Raw genomic sequence first — 15,968 nt, 5'->3', positions numbered from 1 at the left:
CCCGGTGGCGAACTCTACTTAGCAGGGGTTGTGCCAGCGGGGGCGAAAGCGAGGAAGTTTGCGGGTTCGCGCGGCGCGAGCCGTTTCGAAGAGCGCGCATTGCCGCATTATTGTTTCAGTTCTGTACAGCATCCGCGCTACCCGGCTTGCGAACCTGCTGAAGATTGTCGCGGGCAACCCTTTGATTTGTTGTGATATTTGCACTCTGCCTGGCGGTGAACGGAAATGAGTCCTGGGTGAAACATCGCCGGGCCAGTGTTTCGAGGGCGTTGTGCGAGAGCCTCTGAAGCGACGCGTTTTTGATTCAATTCTGTTGGGGTTCCGCTGACACTCTCGCAAAAACGTTCGGATCTGAAACATCACATTGCGCGGCCATCTTCGCGCTTCGTGCGTTGCCGCACATAACGATGGGCCGCATCGCCGTCGCGCAGAAATGTTTCGTCACGTCCCCTGCAATCAATGTGGTTGCGCGTACAGATTCGCTCGGCACGTCTTGTTCAAATGTCACCTGTACGAGAACCATAACGAGACCACGGGCATTGCAACGGGGGGAGTGATCCAGATGAACAACGATGCAACATCTGCCGGCCTGATGGCCGCTATCAACGAAGGCGAAGCCGAGCTCATCGTTCAACCCGTTGTGCTCGCGGGCGGTTCCGGCACGCGGCTGTGGCCGCTTTCGCGAGAACACTGTCCCAAGCAACTGATCGATCTGCTCGACGGCGAGTCGCTTCTCGAGGCGACCGTGCGGCGCCTCGATGGCGCGTTCCTGCACGCTGGCGCGACATCGCCTGACGCGCATACAGCCGTTCGCAAGGCTGCGCCGTTTGTCGTGAGTAGCGAGGACCTGCGCCATCTGACTGCTGACCGTCTCGGCCGCAGCGGCATGGCCGCGCGCTTCGTGCTCGAACCGCTCGCGCGCAACACGGCGCCCGCGCTGACGGCGGCGGCGCTTGCCGCAAGCGCCGACGGCGATCCCGTGCTCGTTGCCATGCCCGCTGACCATTTGATTGCCGATAGCGCCGCGTTCACTGTCGCGCTCGAAGAAGCCGTAACGCACGCCGCGCGCGGCGCCATCGTGACGCTCGGTGTGCCGCCGCAGCGTGCCGAAACGGGCTACGGCTACATCGGCGCGGGTTTGCCGCTTGGTAGCAGCGGGGCGCGCAGCATCGAGCATTTTGTGGAGAAGCCCGATGCGGAGCGCGCGGCAAGCTACGTCGCCTCGGGCAACTATCTCTGGAATAGCGGGATTTTCGTTGTGCGCGCATCTGTCTGGCTCGCGGCGATCGCGCACAGCCGGCCGCTCATCGCGGCGCAGTGCGCGGCGGCGTTCGAGAGCGCCGTCGTTGACGCCGACGGCACCGTCCACTTGAATCGCGACGCACTCGCGACCTGTCCGTCCGATTCAATCGACTACGCGGTGATGGAATCGGTCGGCGTAAATGCGCGGCTCGCTGGCGTGGTCGTGCCGCTTCGTTCGGGCTGGTCGGACGTCGGGGCGTGGGATGCCCTGTGGCAGGTCTCGGAGAAGGACGAAAACGGCAACGTCGCGCGCGGGCGCGTGCTGTTCGAGGATGCGATGGATACCTTCGTGCACTCGGACGGCCGGCTCGTCGCCTGCGTGGGCGTACGGGGCATGGTGGTGGTCGAGACGGCGGACGCCGTACTCGTTGTCGCGAAGGAACGCGTTCAGGACGTCAAGGCGGTGGTCGCGAAGCTCAAGGCGGAGCATAGCGAGGTGGCGCGCCAGCACCGGCGCGTGGAGCGCCCGTGGGGCTGGTACGACTCGGTCGATCAGGGCGAGCGCTTTCAGGTCAAGCGCATTGTTGTGAAGCCGGGCGGCCGGCTCTCGCTGCAGATGCATCATCACCGCGCGGAGCACTGGACCGTGGTGCGCGGCACGGCGCGCGTGACGCGTGGCGAAGAGGTGCTCCTGCTTTCCGAAAACGAATCGACCTATATCCCGCTTGGCATGACGCATCGGCTCGAGAATCCGGGCAAGACGGCGCTCGAGATCATCGAGGTGCAGTCGGGCTGCTACCTCGGTGAGGACGACATCGTGCGTTTCGACGACCAGTATGGTCGTGTTCAGGCGTAGCGGAGCGAAACTGACGCAGAGGACGCACTCGGCGTCCTCTGCGCTCACTTGTCGTTCAGCGTCTTAGTTCAGCGTCGCGCTCAATTTGCGCCGCCACTCGCTCACGAGCTGCGGCTGATGCGCCGCGAGATCGAACACGGAAAGCATGGTCTTGCGGCCCACGTCGTCGCGGAACGCGCGGTCGCGCTTCACGATCTCCAGCAAATTCTCGAGCGCGTCCGCATACTTGTGTCGCGCGATCAGCGCGTTCGCCAGATCGAAGCGTGCTTCGAGGTCGCCGGGGTTGGCCGCGACCTGCGCTTCGAGCGCGTCGGTGGGCGGCAGGTCGGCAGCGGCGTCGAGCGCGTCGAGGCGCGTCTTGATCGCGTTGAAGCGCGCGTCGATGCCCTGCGTGGTCTTGGGCGAGAGCAGCTCGACTTCCTTTTGCGCGTCGTCCGCGCGGTTGTCGGCGAGCAGCATCTCGATCAGGTCCATGCGCACTTCGTCGTTGCCCGGATCGAACGCGAGCGCGGCCTGCAGCGCTTCATAGGCTTCGTCGCGGCGGCCTTCGGCCAGCGCTTCCTGCGCAGCCTGGCGCGCGGCGTCGGCGCCGTCGGGGATCAGGCCGTCGAGGAACTGGCGCAGCTGGCCTTCGGGCAGCACGCCCACGAACTGATCGACCGCCTGGCGGTCCGCGAACGCCACGACGTGCGGAATGCTGCGCACGCCGAAGTGCGCGGCGAGTTCCTGGTTCTCGTCGACGTTCACCTTCACGAGCTTCCATTTGCCCGCGTAGTCGGCCTCGAGCTTTTCGAGCATCGGGCCGAGGCTCTTGCAAGGGCCGCACCAGGGCGCCCAGAAGTCGACCAGCACCGGCGCTAGCGCCGACGCTTCGATCACGTCTTTTTCGAAAGTGGCGAGAGTGGTGTCCATTGCGTCCTCGTTGAGAAATCCGTTATGTCGCTAGTTGGGGACGAAACGCGCAGGTTTCAATCGTCCCCTGAAAGCGGAAAGCCTCAGCGCGGCTTCTTTTCCGGCAGCGGAATCCATTCCGTTTCGCCGGGAACATGCCCCATTTCCTGACGCGTCCACGCTTCCTTCGCGGCTTCGATTTTCTCGCGCGAGCTTGCCACGAAGTTCCATTCGATGAAGCGCTCGCCTTCGAGCTTTTCCCCGCCGAGCAGCATCACGCGTGCCCCATTTGCGCTCGAGAGCGTGACGGTTTCGCCCGGCGCGAGCACGGCCATGGTGTGCTGTTCGAGCGGCGTGCCGTCGATCGCGAGATCGCCTTCCACGAGATAGACGCCGCGCTCTTCATGCTCCGCATCGAGCGCGAAGGCGCTGCCCGGCGCGAAATCTGCGGCGACGTAGAGCGTGCCGGAAAAGGTCTCGACCGGCGAGGTCGCGCCGAACGCCGTGCCCGCGATCACGCGCATGGTCACGCCGTTGCGCTCGATTTCGGGCAGCGTGGCGGCGGCGTGATGGAAGAACGACGGCTCCGTGTCTTCGTGCTCGAACGGCAGCGCGACCCACGTCTGGATGCCGTGCATGGTGAGGCCGGTGGCGCGGTCCTCGTCGGGCGTGCGCTCGGAGTGGACGATGCCGCGCCCGGCCGTCATCCAGTTCACGTCGCCGGGCACGATCTTCTGGCTCGAACCAATGCTGTCGCGATGCATGAGCGCGCCGTCGAAAAGATACGTGACGGTGGCCAGGCCAATATGCGGGTGCGGGCGCACGTCCACGCCCGAGCCTGGCGCCAGCGTGGCGGGGCCCATGTGGTCGAAGAAGATGAACGGGCCGACGAGGCGTGCGGCGAGCGCGGGCAGCACGCGCCGCACAAAGAGATTGCCGATGTCGCGTTGATGAGGCTTGAGAACCGCTTTGATCGATGAGGACATGATGCTTCCTGGATGAGTCGGACGGTGCCCGATTCTGGCTGGTTCGTGGGCGAATTCGGCGCGCGAGGCAATCCGCGCGCGAGGCTGGCGCTCATTCTAACGCCGGCTTTCCCGGTGTGCGGCTAACGGATGGGTCATTGCAGGCCACTGCCGGCCCCGGCGCTGGCGGCACGGTGCGGGGCGTCACGAAGTGGCGGGAGGCGGTAAGATCGCCGCTTCGACGAAAAGGTATGACGCAATAAAGGAGAGAGGGGATGTCGCCGAAGGACTTGTTGCTGGCGCTAGTGGTAGTGCTCGCGTGGGGCGTGAATTTCGTCGTGATCAAGGTGGGGCTGCACGGCGTGCCGCCGCTCCTGCTCGGCGCGCTGCGCTTCATGCTGGCGGCTTTCCCCGCGGTGCTGTTCGTGAAGCGCCCGCAATTGCCGCTGCGCTGGCTGCTGGCCTACGGCGCGACCATCTCGCTCGGCCAGTTCGCGTTCCTCTTCACGGCCATGTACGTGGGCATGCCTGCGGGGCTGGCTTCGGTCGTGCTGCAGGCGCAGGCGTTCTTCACGCTCGGCTTTGCGGCCGTGTTTCTGCGCGAGCGCTTTCACGCGCAGAACGTTGTCGGCTTGTTGATTGCGGCGGGCGGTCTCGCGCTGATCGGTGTGCAGTCCGTGCAGGGCGGCGCGCAAGGCATGACCATCGCCGGTTTCGTGCTCACGCTGTGCGCGGCCTGTATGTGGGCGCTCGGCAATATCGTCACGAAGAAGGTGGGCAAGGTGGATCTCGTCGGCCTCGTGGTGTGGGCAAGCCTCGTGCCGCCGCTGCCGTTTCTCGTGCTCTCGTACTTTATGGAAGGTCCGCAGCGCATCGCGGCCGCGCTCTCGGGCATCGGCATGACGTCGGTGGGCGCGATCGTCTATCTCGCGTTCGTCGCGACGCTCATCGGCTATAGCCTCTGGAGCCGCCTGCTCTCGAAGTATCCCGCAAGCCAGGTCGCGCCGTTCTCGCTGCTCGTGCCGATCGTCGGGCTCGCCTCGGCGTCGCTGCTGCTCGGCGAGCAGTTGACGTCGGCCGAAATCGGCGGCGCCGTGCTCGTGATGGGCGGACTCGCCGTCAACGTGTTCGGCGGCTGGGTCAAGCAGCGCCTCGGGGCTGCGCGCTCGTAAGCACGTCCCGCTGCAAACGAAAAACGCCGCGCGAGCCCGAAGGCTTGCGCGGCGTTTTTTTAGCCGCTGAACACCTCGCGCGGCGCTCAGGTCATGCGGCTCTTCGCCAGCGGCGGATTGGCCGCGAAATAGCGCTTGATGCCCTTGAGAACCGCGTTCGCCATCTTCTCGCGATAGGCGTCGTCGTTGAGCTTGCTCTCTTCTTCGGGATTGCTGATGAAGGCGGTTTCCACGAGGATCGACGGAATGTCGGGCGCCTTGAGCACCGCGAAGCCCGCCTGCTCGACCGAGCCCTTATGCAGCTTGTTGATCTCGCCGACCTCGTTGAGCACGAAGCCGCCGTAACGCAGCGAGTCGCGGATCTGCGCCGTCGTCGACATGTCGAAGAGCGCGCGGTTCACGGCCGCGTCGGCCGTCTGCACGCTGATGCCGCCGATCTGGTCCGACGAGTTTTCCTTGTTCGCCATCCAGCGCGCGGCGGCGCTCGTCGCGCCGTGCTCCGAAAGCGCGAACACCGACGAACCGCGCGCCTCGGGCGTGGTGAACGCGTCGGCATGGATCGAGACGAACAGGTCCGCGCCCACGCGGCGCGCCTTCTGCACGCGTACGTTCAGCGGCACGAAGAAGTCGGCGTCGCGCGTCATCATCGCGCGCATGTTGGGCTGGGCGTCGATCTTCGCGCGCAGCTTCTTCGCGATGTCGAGCGCGACGTGCTTCTCGTAGGTGCCCGCGCTGCCGATCGCGCCCGGGTCCTCGCCGCCGTGCCCTGGATCGATCGCGACCGTCAACAGGCGCGTGGTGCCGCCCTTGGTGGACTTTGGCGTCGTGAAGCCGTAGTTGTCGTCGGCGCTGGCGTTGTCGTCGTTGTTGTTGCGCTGGGCGATGACGGGTGGCTTCGGCACGGCAGGCTTGCCCGGGCGCGGCACAACCGTGGCAGGCGGCACCGGCGGCGTGGGGCGCGGCGCGCCGGGCGAGGCGCCCGCGTCGTTTTGCGCGTAGCGCTCGAAAAACGCGTCGCTGTTGTCGTGCGCGGGCGGTGTGTTCGGACCCGCGAGCGTGGGCGGCGTGGATGGCGGCGCGCTGTCCTTCAGCGCCTCGTGCGCGTCGAGTTGCTGCTGCTTGCGCTCGGTTTGCGCGAGCAGGTCCATGAGCGGGTCGGGCGCGACCGCCGGATAGAGGTCGAACACGAGCCGGTACTTGTACGAGCCCACCGGCTGCAGCGAGAACACCTGCGGCTTCACCGACCCCTTGAGGTCGAACACCATGCGCACCACGTGCGGCTGGTACTGGCCCACGCGCACGGCCTGGATCTGCGGATCGTTCGGCGTGATCTTGGAGACGAGGTTCTTGAGCGCGTCGTCGAGATCGAGCCCGGTGAGGTCGACGACGAGACGATCGGGGCCCTGCAGCAGTTGCTGCGTGTTCTGCAGCGGCTGGTCCGATTCGATGGTGACGCGCGTGTAGTCGCGCGCGGGCCACACACGAACGCCGACGACCGAAGTGGCCCACGCGAGGCGCGGGACGGCCAGACCGAGCACGAGCGTGGAGGCGCCCGCCTTCAGAATCTGCCGGCGACGCCAGTTGTGCGTGGCGGTGGCGGCCGATTCGATCGAGCGGAACGGTTTGATTAACATCTTTCTAGACATGCCTTTCCTGATGCGCTGTATGCGTAAGCGGTGAGCACGCGGCCTTCGCCGCTTGCATCCGGCTCGAGCGAGAACACGAGATCGGGTACGCCGAGGAGGCCGCCCGCGCGTTGCGGCCATTCGACGAGGCATACCGCGTCTTGCGCGAAATATTCGCGAAAGCCCGAGTCGGCCCATTCGGCCGGATCGCTGAAACGGTACAGATCGAAGTGATAGAGCTGGAGTTCCCCATTTGGCACACCTGGCGTCATGACCGTGTACGGTTCGACGAGCGTGTAGGTGGGGCTGCGCACGCGGCCCGTGTGGCCGAGCGCGCGCAACGTGGCGCGCACGAGCGAGGTCTTGCCCGCGCCGAGGTCGCCGTGCAACTGCACGTGCAGGCCATGAAAGGGCGGCGCGCCGTGGTTTTTCACATGATTCGCGCGCAGCGAATCGAGCGCATGCGCAAAGCGTGCGCCGAAGGCGTCGGTGGCGTCGGCGTCGGCGAGATCGAAACGGCGTTCGAGGAGAACGGCGGCGGATGGATCCTGCTTAAGCGGCGCGTGGTCGTGACCGGGCGTGTCGGGCATTCTCGTAAAATGACGTAATGAACCCCACGCATTCCCCTTACAACTCCGCGCAGGATGCGCGCGCGTCTTCGGAGGCGCTCGACCCGGCGTCCGCTCAGGCGTGTGCTCAAGCACAGGCGCCGCGAGATTCGTCTGCGCCTGCTGCCGGGCAGGCCGCGCTGCTCGATGAGGCGGCGCTTGCCGCGCTCGCGGCGCGCATCCGGACGTGGGGGCGCGAGCTGGGGTTCGGTGCGATCGGTATCAGTGATACCGACCTTTCCCATGCCGAGGCGGGCCTCGCCGCGTGGCTCGAAGCAGGCTGCCACGGCGAGATGGATTATATGGCCAAACATGGGATGAAACGCGCGCGGCCCGCCGAGCTTGTGGCCGGCACGCGACGCGTGATCACCGCACGCATGGCCTATTTGCCCATCGATACGCTCGCGCCGAATGCGGTGGGAAAGACGCGCGAAAGTGCTTCGCAAGCTGGCACCGAGGTTGGCACAGACGTTGCCCACGAGAGCATTCACGCCGATTGGCGGCTGCGCGAGCAAGCGCGTCTTGCCGACCCGCATGCCGCCGTCGTGTCGATCTACGCACGTGGCCGCGACTATCACAAGGTGTTGCGAGCGCGTCTTCAACAGCTTGCCGAACGCATCGAGGCCGAGATCGGCAAATTCGGCTTTCGCGTGTTCACCGACTCCGCGCCGGTGCTCGAAGTCGAACTCGCGCAGAAGGCAGGCGTGGGCTGGCGCGGCAAGCACACGCTGCTCCTGCAGCGCGACGCGGGATCGCTCTTCTTTCTCGGCGAGATCTACGTGGACGTGCCGCTGCCCACCGACGCAGACGACCCTGTCAGCGCCGCGCCCGAAACGCCGGGCGCGCATTGCGGCAGTTGCACGCGCTGCATCGACGCGTGTCCCACGGGTGCGATCACCGGGCCATATCGCGTGGATGCGCGCCGCTGCATTTCCTATCTCACGATCGAGCTCAAGGGCAGTATTCCCCTGGAACTACGCGAGCTGATCGGCAATCGTGTGTATGGCTGCGACGACTGCCAGCTCGTATGCCCCTGGAACAAGTTCGCGCAGGCCGCGCCCGTCGCGGATTTCGACGTGCGTCATGGGCTCGATCGCGCGAGTCTCGTCGACCTGTTTGGCTGGAGCGCGGCGCAGTTCGACGAGCGCATGCAGGGCAGCGCGATCCGGCGCATCGGCTACGAGAGCTGGTCGCGCAATATCGCGGTGGCGATGGGCAATGCGCTGCGCGCGAAGCGTGATGGCATGGACAACGCCGGCGATGCCGCGCGCGCGGCGATCGTGAAGGCGCTGCGCGAGCGCGAGCATGACGAGTCCGCGATCGTGCGCGAGCACGTGCAGTGGGCGCTGGAAGCGGCTTGATGCAAACGGACACCGCAGAGGCTGACATGGACATGAAACCGAACGACGGCGTGCTGGAAATCGCGCGCACAACGCGGCACCATGGCGTGCAACGTTCGCGCACGAAGGAGACGACGATGTTCAACGCAGTGATCGACGCGCCATTCGGCAAGGTCGGCATCCGCACCGTCGGGCAAGCGCTGCGCGAGATCGTCTATCTGCCTACGCACACGGCGAGCGTCGAGCCCGATTGCGAACTCGCCGCGCGCGCGGCTGAGCAGATCGGGCAGTACTTCGAAAACGCCGACGCCGGCTTCGACCTGCCGCTCGCACCGCTTGGCACCGAGTTCCAGCGTCGCGTGTGGGACGGCATCTGCGCCATCGAGGCGGGCGAAGTCCTCACTTACGGCGAACTCGCGAAGCGCATTGGCGGCATGAGCCCGCGCGCCGTGGGGCAGGCGTGCGGCGACAATCCGTTTCCGCTCGTGATTCCGTGCCATCGCGTGGTGTCGGCGAGCGGGCTCGGCGGTTTCGCGCATCACGGCGGCGAGGGCTTCTTTCGCGACGTGAAGCGCTGGCTGCTCGCCCACGAATGCACGTCGAACCGATTTCAACTGCGCTAACACGATGACGACGAATCCGCCGCCGCTTGCCGCAAGCGATGCCTCCGACGACGAGGCGCAGCCGCTCGACCCCGCAGCGGCCGAAGCGCTTGCGTCGAGCCTCACCGCCATCGACACGTTTTGCGACGCGATGTGGCTCGAGCACGGCCTTTCGCGCAACACGCTCGACGCCTACCGGCGCGATTTGCGCCTCTTCGCGCAATGGCTCGCGAGCGAACGCTCGAACGCACTCGACACGACCCACGAAGACGATTTGCTTGCCTACAGCGCGCGCCGCAAGGACGACAAATCCACGTCGGCGAACCGGCGCCTTTCGGTGTTTCGCCGCTATTACGGCTGGGCGCTGCGCGAGCAGCGCGTGCATTCGGACCCGACCGTGCGCATTCGTTCGGCGAAGCAGGCGCCGCGCTTTCCGTCCACGTTGAGCGAGGCGCAGGTCGAGGCGCTGCTAGGCGCGCCCGATGTCGAGACGCCGCTCGGCCTGCGCGATCGCACGATGCTCGAGCTGATGTACGCGAGCGGCCTGCGCGTGACCGAACTCGTCACGCTCAAGACCGTCGAGGTGGGCTTGAACGAAGGCGTCGTGCGCGTGCTCGGCAAGGGCTCGAAGGAGCGGCTCATTCCGTTCGGCGAGGAGGCGCACGCGTGGATCGAGCGCTACCTGCGCGAGGCGCGGCCCGCGTTGCTCGGCGCACGCACGACCGACGCGCTCTTCGTGACCGCGCGCGCCGAAGGCATGACGCGTCAGCAGTTCTGGCACATCATCAAGCGTCACGCGGCGGCGGCGGGCGTGCATGCGCCGCTCTCGCCGCACACGATGCGCCACGCGTTCGCCACGCACCTGCTCAATCACGGCGCCGATCTGCGGGTCGTGCAGCTTCTGCTCGGCCACAGCGACATCTCCACGACGCAGATCTATACGCACGTCGCGCGCGAGCGGTTGCGCCTGCTGCACGCGAAGCATCATCCGCGCGGGTGAGCGTGGCGGGGCGCTTGCGAGCCCTCCGATTACAATGCGTCGATGAGCAAAACGAAACATGTGTCCGAAACGCCCGCCACGCAGGTGCTGCGCCGCGCGGGCGTCACGTTCGGCGAGCATCCCTACGAGTATGTCGAGCACGGCGGCACGGAAGAGTCCGCGCGCCAGCTCGGCGTGGACGAGCATCGCGTCGTCAAGACGCTCGTGATGGAGGACGAGCACGCGAAGCCGCTCATCGTCCTCATGCACGGCGACCGCAAGGTGTCGACGAAGAATCTCGCGCGGCAGATCGGCGCCAAGCGCATCGAGCCGTGCAAGCCCGAAGTCGCGAACCGTCATTCGGGCTATCTGGTGGGCGGCACGTCGCCCTTCGGCACGAAGAAAGCCATGCCCGTGTACGTCGAATCGACCATACTCGAACTCGACGCGATCTGGCTCAATGGAGGCCGTCGCGGGTATCTCGTGAGCCTCGCCCCCGCGGTGCTCACGACGCTCCTGAACGCGAAGCCGGTGCAGTGCGCGAGCGTCGACTAATACGCGGCGTTTGCTGAACGTCTTCGCGGCAGATCCCGTTGCTTCCCTGATTACCCTGGTATGTGTGGGGCGCTCGGGCAGGGCGTGCCCGCGCTTCGGTAGAATGAGCGCCGTCGCGCGTCGCCGGCCGGTCACGGTCCGGCGCGCATCGTTCCATTCCTTCCGGGTTTTGTGCATGTACAACCTGTTCGTCGCCGTTATCGCCTATCTGATCGGCTCGATTTCGTTCGCCGTGATCGTGAGCGCCTTCATGGGCCTCGACGATCCGCGCTCCTACGGCTCGGGCAACCCCGGCGCGACCAACGTGCTGCGCAGCGGCAACAAGAAGGCCGCGATCCTCACGCTGATCGGCGACGCGTTCAAGGGTTGGCTCGCCGTCTGGCTAGTCGCGCACTTCGGCCCGCGCTACGGTCTTGGCGACACTGCTGTCGCGCTCGCCGCGATTGCCGTGTTCCTCGGCCACCTGTATCCCGTGTTCTTCCGCTTCAAGGGCGGCAAGGGCGTTGCCACCGCGGCCGGCGTGCTGCTCGCCGTGAATCCGATCCTCGGCGTCGCCACGCTCGCCACCTGGCTCATCGTTGCATTCTTCACGCGCTACTCGTCGCTCGCGGCGCTGGCGGCCGCCGTGTTCGCGCCGCTTTACTACGTGTTCATGTTCGGCCCGCGCGTCGTCGCGCTCGCCATCCTCGCCATGAGCGTGCTGCTGTTCTGGCGGCATCGCGCGAACATTTCCAAGCTCATCGCGGGCAAGGAGAGCCGTATCGGCGAAAAGAAGGCTGCGGGCGCCGGCAAGTAGGGCGGCGGCAAGCGGGCGAGAATGCCGCGTCCAAATTGTCTGACAATTTCGCTTATCCTCTGGCATCTTCTGATAAGTAAGCGATTCATGGCGCATCTTCTGCGGTTGCGCCCTCAAGAATGCCGTGTGGCTTGCCGTAATCCCTGATAGTTCCAGACCAGGTTTGACGGCTTCCCTCCTTCATTTCCCCACACGGCAATTCCCTCCCATGTTTTCCACCATCCGCGCGCGCATCGTCGCGCTATGCGTCGTCATTGTCGTGGCCGCGCTTGCCGCGAATACGGCGCTCAACTATTTCGTCGCGGACTCGCACAACAAGGATTCGATCGACAGCACGCTCACGGCGCTCGAAGAGAGCCACACGCAAGGCATTGCCGACTGGGTCGCGACGCACACGCGGATGATCGACTCGCTTCAGGACGCCGTGCTCGGAGCCGACCCCGTGCCGGCGCTCAAGCAGATCGCGGCGGCGGGCGGCTTCACGAACGTCTACGTGGGTTATGCCGACCGCACGGCGAAGTTCTCCGACGCAACCGGCATCCCGCCCGACTACGACCCGACCGGGCGCCCCTGGTACAAGCAAGCCGTCGCGGCAGGCAAGGCCGTCGTCACGCCGCCTTACGTGGATGTGGGCACGGGCAAGCTCGTGGTGGCATTCGCGGAGCCGGTGATCCGCGACGGCGCCGTGAAGGGCGTCATCTCCGGCGATGTGGCGATGGACAGCGTGATCGACAACGTCCGCTCGATTCATCCGACGCCCGCGAGCTTCGGCATGCTCGTTGACGCGAGCGGCGCGATCGTTGCGCACCCCGACCCGAAGCTCACGCTCAAGCCCGTATCGGAACTCGCGCCCGAACTGGCCGGCGATCGCCTGAACGCATTGTTCTCGGCCGCTGCACCGTTGAAGGTGGACGTGAACGGCGCCATCAAGCTGATGCGCGCGCAAACGATTCCAGGCACCGACTGGCGCGTGGTCGTCGCCTTCGACCGCGCCGACGCGACGGCGGCCATGCGCTCGCTTCTCACGGCGTCGCTCATCGTGCTCGTGGTGATCGCGGTGGCGGCCGCGGCGATCGTGGCGGCGGCCACGGCCGTGTCGTTCCAGCGCCTCTCGCGCGTGCGCGACGCGATGGACGCGATCAGCGCCGGCGAAGGCGATCTCACGAAGCGCCTGCCTGCCGTGGGCAACGACGAAGTCGCGCAGATCGCGCGTTCGTTCAATGGGTTCATGGACAAGCTGCGCGACGTGATGCGCAACATCCGCGACGCAAGCGAATCGGTGCGCACCGCGAGCGACGAGATCGCCGCGGGCAACGTGGACCTGTCGGGCCGCACGGAATCGGCGGCGGCGAGTCTCGAAGAGACGGCCGCCTCGATGGAGGAAATCACGGCGACGGTCGCGCAGTCGGCGAACGCGGCGCAGCAGGCCGACGTGACGGCGGCAACGGCCTCGCAGGCCGCATCGCGCGGCGGCTCGGTGATTGGCGACGTCGTGCACACGATGGGCGACATCGAGAAGGCGTCCGTGAAGATCGCGGACATCATCGGCGTGATCGACGGCATCGCGTTCCAGACCAACATTCTCGCGTTGAACGCGGCGGTGGAAGCGGCGCGCGCGGGCGAGCAGGGCCGCGGCTTCGCGGTGGTGGCGGGCGAGGTGCGCAGCCTTGCCCAGCGCAGCGCGCAGGCCGCGCGCGAGATCAAGGCGCTGATCGAAGCGACCGTTACCAGCGTGACTTCGGGCTCGCAGCTCGTGCGCCGCGCTGGCTCGACAATGGATGAGATCGTGGCGAATGTCTCGAACGTGACGACGATCATCTCCGAGGTCACCAATGCGGCCGGCGAGCAGACGCGCGGCATCCAGGAAGTGAACCGGGCGGTGAGCCAGCTCGACGAGATGGTTCAGCAGAACGCGGCGCTCGTCGAGCAGTCAACGGCTGCCGCGGCGGCGCTGCGCGGCCAGGCGGCCAGTCTCGCGGATGCGGTGGGACAGTTCAGGCTCGATTGAGGCGGGGACGCACTCGTCGGCCTCAAACGCTCACCAGGATGCGCGAGAAGCCCGTCATTCGTCAACGAGGTGTGATACTGTGCGGATATACAGTTATCCGTCGATTTGACTCCTGCATGCCCCGCTGCACATCTCCCGTTCGAGTTCTTCGATTGCGCATCAAGGACAAGCACGCAAGTGACCTGTCCTTGATGGCGCGCGACGTGAATCTCGTTTGGAATTTCTGCAACGAGCTGTCGATGAAGATTTTTAATCGAGAGCAACGCTTCCCTTCTGGCATCGAGCTTCAGAAATACCTGAACGGGGCCTCAAAGGAAGGCCTAACTGTGGGGTCGGTCGTTTTTCAGCAGGTGGCCGAAGAGTACGCCACACGCCGCAAGCAACACCGCAAGGTCAAGCTGCGCTGGCGTAAGAGTCTAGGTAAGCGACGCAGCCTTGGCTGGATTCCATTCAAGGCGCGTTCGGTCGTCTGGCGCAACGGGCAGGCGCACTTCCAGGGCCTGCATCTAGGTGTCTGGGACAGCTATGGCCTGGGCGGCTATAAGCTCGGCGCCGGCACGATAAGTGAAGACAGCCGCGGACGCTGGTATCTGAACGTGACGGTCAAGGCGAAACCCGTCACTCGATGCGAGTCGACGAAGGGGCTGGGCATTGACCTCGGCCTCGAGACCTTCGCCGGCTTCTCGGACGAGTCGCTTGCGAACGTGGAGGCGCAAAAATTTTACCGCGACCTCGAGCCCGCGCTTGCGAGCGCACAACGTGCGAACAAGAAGGCGCGAGTAAAGGCGATCCATGCCAAGATCGCACACCGCAGGAAAGACTTCCTGCACAAACTGAGCACCCGCCTCGCATGCGAGTACGGTGCAATCTTTGTCGGCAACGTGAACGCGCAAGCCCTTGCAAAAGGCCAGCACAGCAAATCTGTGCTGGACGCAGGCTGGTCGTCGTTCCGGACCATGCTGCAGTACAAGTGCGCTGACGCAGGCGTATGGTTCGATGAGGTCGATGAAGCGTTTTCCTCCCAAACCTGTTCGTGCTGTGGTTCTCGCACGGGGCCGAAAGGTGTCGCAGGGCTTGGAATAAGAGAATGGGAGTGCAGTGGTTGCGGATCAACTCATGATCGCGATCGCAATGCTGCGCGGAACATTCTCGCGGTCGGACGTGACCGTCTAGCTGAAGGAATCCCCGTCCTTTCCGCGTTAGCGGAAGCCGTCGGCTGAGGGCTGGAAGGACGTCAATCGAAGGAGGCAGTCATGAGTAGCGAAAAGCACGCGCAAGGCAGTGCCGCTGGCGACTCGACGTTCGTCTATGTCACGTTCATTCGCACCACGCCGCAAGCGTTGTGGGACGCGCTCACGAGCCGCGAGTTCACCGAGCGCTACTGGTTCGGCATGCATCACGAATGCGACTGGCAAACGGGGTCGTCGTGGTCGCTGCGTTTTGCCGACGGCCGCATCGCCGACTCGGGCGCGGTCATCGAGTCCGATCCTCCGCGCCGGCTCGTGCTGCGCTGGCGCAACATGTTCCTGGCCGAACTCCATGCCGAGGGCGATTCGCTTTGCACGATCGACATCGAGCCCGTTGAACACGCGGTCAAGCTCACGATTACGCACAGCATGGCGCGGCCGGGATCGATCTTCATCGAGAAGGTGTCGGGCGGCTGGCCGCGCATTCTCTCGAATCTCAAGACACTTCTGGAAACCGGCGAGGTGCTCATGCCGCTCGTGGTGACAGCGGACTGAGCGCGAGCAAAAGCGGGGGAGTGCGAAACGAAACGGGGCGGCCTGAGCCGCCCCGCAATGCGATGGACTTGCCGCGTGAGCGCGTCAATCGCGGAAGTTGTTGAAGTCGAGCGGCGTGTCGGTCACGTCCTTGCGCAGCATGGCGATCACGCTTTGCAGGTCGTCGCGCTTCGTGCCGGTCACGCGCACGGCGTCGCCCTGGATACTCGCCTGGACCTTGATCTTGCTGTCCTTCACGAGCCTGACAATCTTCTTCGCGAGGTCGCCCGACACACCCTTCTTCACGGTGATGACCTGCTTGACCTTGTCGCCGCCGATCTTCTCGATCTTGCCGTAGTCGAGGAAGCGCACGTCTACATTGCGCTTGGCCATTTTCGAGACCAGCACGTCTTTCACCTGGCCGAGCTTGAAGTCGTCGTCGGCGAACGCGGTCAGCTCGCGCTCCTTTTGCTCGACGCGCGAATCCGAGCCCTTGAAGTCGAAGCGCGTGGAGATCTCCTTGTTGGATTGCTCGACTGCGTTCTTTACTTCGATCATGTTGGCTTCGCTGACGACGTCAAACGATGGCATTGCTTTCTCCAAAAAGT

Annotated in this window: 14 protein-coding genes and 1 pseudogene; 10 read left to right on the top strand and 5 right to left on the bottom strand. The window is 65.2% G+C overall.

The features are described 5' to 3' along the window. Positions 1–592: 592 nt before the first annotated feature. On the top strand, positions 593–2,098 hold the full coding sequence (locus tag VSR72_RS10390; protein ID WP_342952432.1) for a mannose-1-phosphate guanylyltransferase/mannose-6-phosphate isomerase: 1,506 nt from the start codon (positions 593–595) through the stop codon (positions 2,096–2,098). Positions 2,099–2,161: 63 nt separating this feature from the next. Here VSR72_RS10390 and trxA read toward each other — a convergent pair whose 3' ends face one another. Together trxA and VSR72_RS10380 are read right to left on the bottom strand one after the other, a co-directional pair. Next, complete coding sequence (gene trxA / locus VSR72_RS10385; protein ID WP_342952289.1) at positions 2,162–3,010, bottom strand: thioredoxin; 849 nt, start codon at positions 3,008–3,010, stop codon at positions 2,162–2,164. 83 nt (positions 3,011–3,093) lie between these two features. Then, positions 3,094–3,975, bottom strand: a complete 882-nt coding sequence (locus VSR72_RS10380) for a pirin family protein (protein ID WP_342952288.1) — start codon at positions 3,973–3,975, stop codon at positions 3,094–3,096. 254 nt (positions 3,976–4,229) lie between these two features. Here VSR72_RS10380 and VSR72_RS10375 point away from each other — a divergent pair, with 254 nt between their 5' ends. Further along, the gene (locus tag VSR72_RS10375; protein ID WP_342952287.1) at positions 4,230–5,126 is read left to right on the top strand and encodes an EamA family transporter; all 897 of its coding nucleotides are present in this window, start codon (positions 4,230–4,232) and stop codon (positions 5,124–5,126) included. 86 nt (positions 5,127–5,212) lie between these two features. On the opposite strand, the gene VSR72_RS10370 is transcribed toward VSR72_RS10375, so the two are convergent. Together VSR72_RS10370 and tsaE are read right to left on the bottom strand one after the other, a co-directional pair. Next, positions 5,213–6,772 (bottom strand): N-acetylmuramoyl-L-alanine amidase, encoded by a 1,560-nt coding sequence (locus tag VSR72_RS10370; protein ID WP_342952286.1) that lies wholly within the window; start codon positions 6,770–6,772, stop codon positions 5,213–5,215. Further along, the gene (gene tsaE, locus VSR72_RS10365; protein WP_342952285.1) at positions 6,754–7,341 is read right to left on the bottom strand and encodes a tRNA (adenosine(37)-N6)-threonylcarbamoyltransferase complex ATPase subunit type 1 TsaE; all 588 of its coding nucleotides are present in this window, start codon (positions 7,339–7,341) and stop codon (positions 6,754–6,756) included. The genes VSR72_RS10370 and tsaE overlap by 19 nt, the downstream gene beginning before the upstream one ends. A 161-nt stretch (positions 7,342–7,502) precedes the next feature. Between tsaE and queG the strand changes: the two are divergent. From queG to VSR72_RS10325, 8 genes and pseudogenes are all read left to right on the top strand, one after another. Further along, positions 7,503–8,720, top strand: a pseudogene (gene queG / locus VSR72_RS10360) (tRNA epoxyqueuosine(34) reductase QueG); the annotation flags it as partial. Between the two features lie 116 nt (positions 8,721–8,836). Further along, positions 8,837–9,322, top strand: a complete 486-nt coding sequence (locus VSR72_RS10355; protein ID WP_342952431.1) for a methylated-DNA--[protein]-cysteine S-methyltransferase — start codon at positions 8,837–8,839, stop codon at positions 9,320–9,322. A 4-nt stretch (positions 9,323–9,326) separates the two neighbouring features. Continuing rightward, positions 9,327–10,301, top strand: a complete 975-nt coding sequence (gene xerD / locus VSR72_RS10350) for a site-specific tyrosine recombinase XerD (protein ID WP_342952284.1) — start codon at positions 9,327–9,329, stop codon at positions 10,299–10,301. Positions 10,302–10,343: 42 nt separating this feature from the next. Then, entirely contained in the window at positions 10,344–10,835 is a 492-nt protein-coding gene (gene ybaK / locus VSR72_RS10345) for a Cys-tRNA(Pro) deacylase (RefSeq protein WP_342952283.1), read from the top strand. A gap of 175 nt (positions 10,836–11,010) precedes the next feature. Continuing rightward, entirely contained in the window at positions 11,011–11,631 is a 621-nt protein-coding gene (plsY, locus tag VSR72_RS10340; RefSeq protein ID WP_342952282.1) for a glycerol-3-phosphate 1-O-acyltransferase PlsY, read from the top strand. 208 nt (positions 11,632–11,839) lie between these two features. Continuing rightward, positions 11,840–13,639: a methyl-accepting chemotaxis protein gene (locus VSR72_RS10335; RefSeq protein WP_342952281.1), complete on the top strand. Its 1,800-nt coding sequence runs from the start codon at positions 11,840–11,842 to the stop codon at positions 13,637–13,639. Positions 13,640–13,791: 152 nt separating this feature from the next. Then, complete coding sequence (locus VSR72_RS10330) at positions 13,792–14,859, top strand: transposase (RefSeq protein ID WP_342952280.1); 1,068 nt, start codon at positions 13,792–13,794, stop codon at positions 14,857–14,859. A 33-nt stretch (positions 14,860–14,892) separates the two neighbouring features. After that, positions 14,893–15,381, top strand: a complete 489-nt coding sequence (locus tag VSR72_RS10325) for an SRPBCC family protein (protein ID WP_342952279.1) — start codon at positions 14,893–14,895, stop codon at positions 15,379–15,381. 84 nt (positions 15,382–15,465) lie between these two features. On the opposite strand, the gene VSR72_RS10320 is transcribed toward VSR72_RS10325, so the two are convergent. Beyond that, the gene (locus VSR72_RS10320; protein WP_158757064.1) at positions 15,466–15,951 is read right to left on the bottom strand and encodes a YajQ family cyclic di-GMP-binding protein; all 486 of its coding nucleotides are present in this window, start codon (positions 15,949–15,951) and stop codon (positions 15,466–15,468) included. Positions 15,952–15,968 lie beyond the last annotated feature (17 nt).

This window comes from Paraburkholderia sp. JHI869 (assembly GCF_038900775.1).
Classification (GTDB): domain Bacteria; phylum Pseudomonadota; class Gammaproteobacteria; order Burkholderiales; family Burkholderiaceae; genus Paraburkholderia.
The sequence above is the reverse complement of the archived record's forward strand: the minus strand, read 5'-3'. Positions and strand labels throughout refer to the sequence as shown.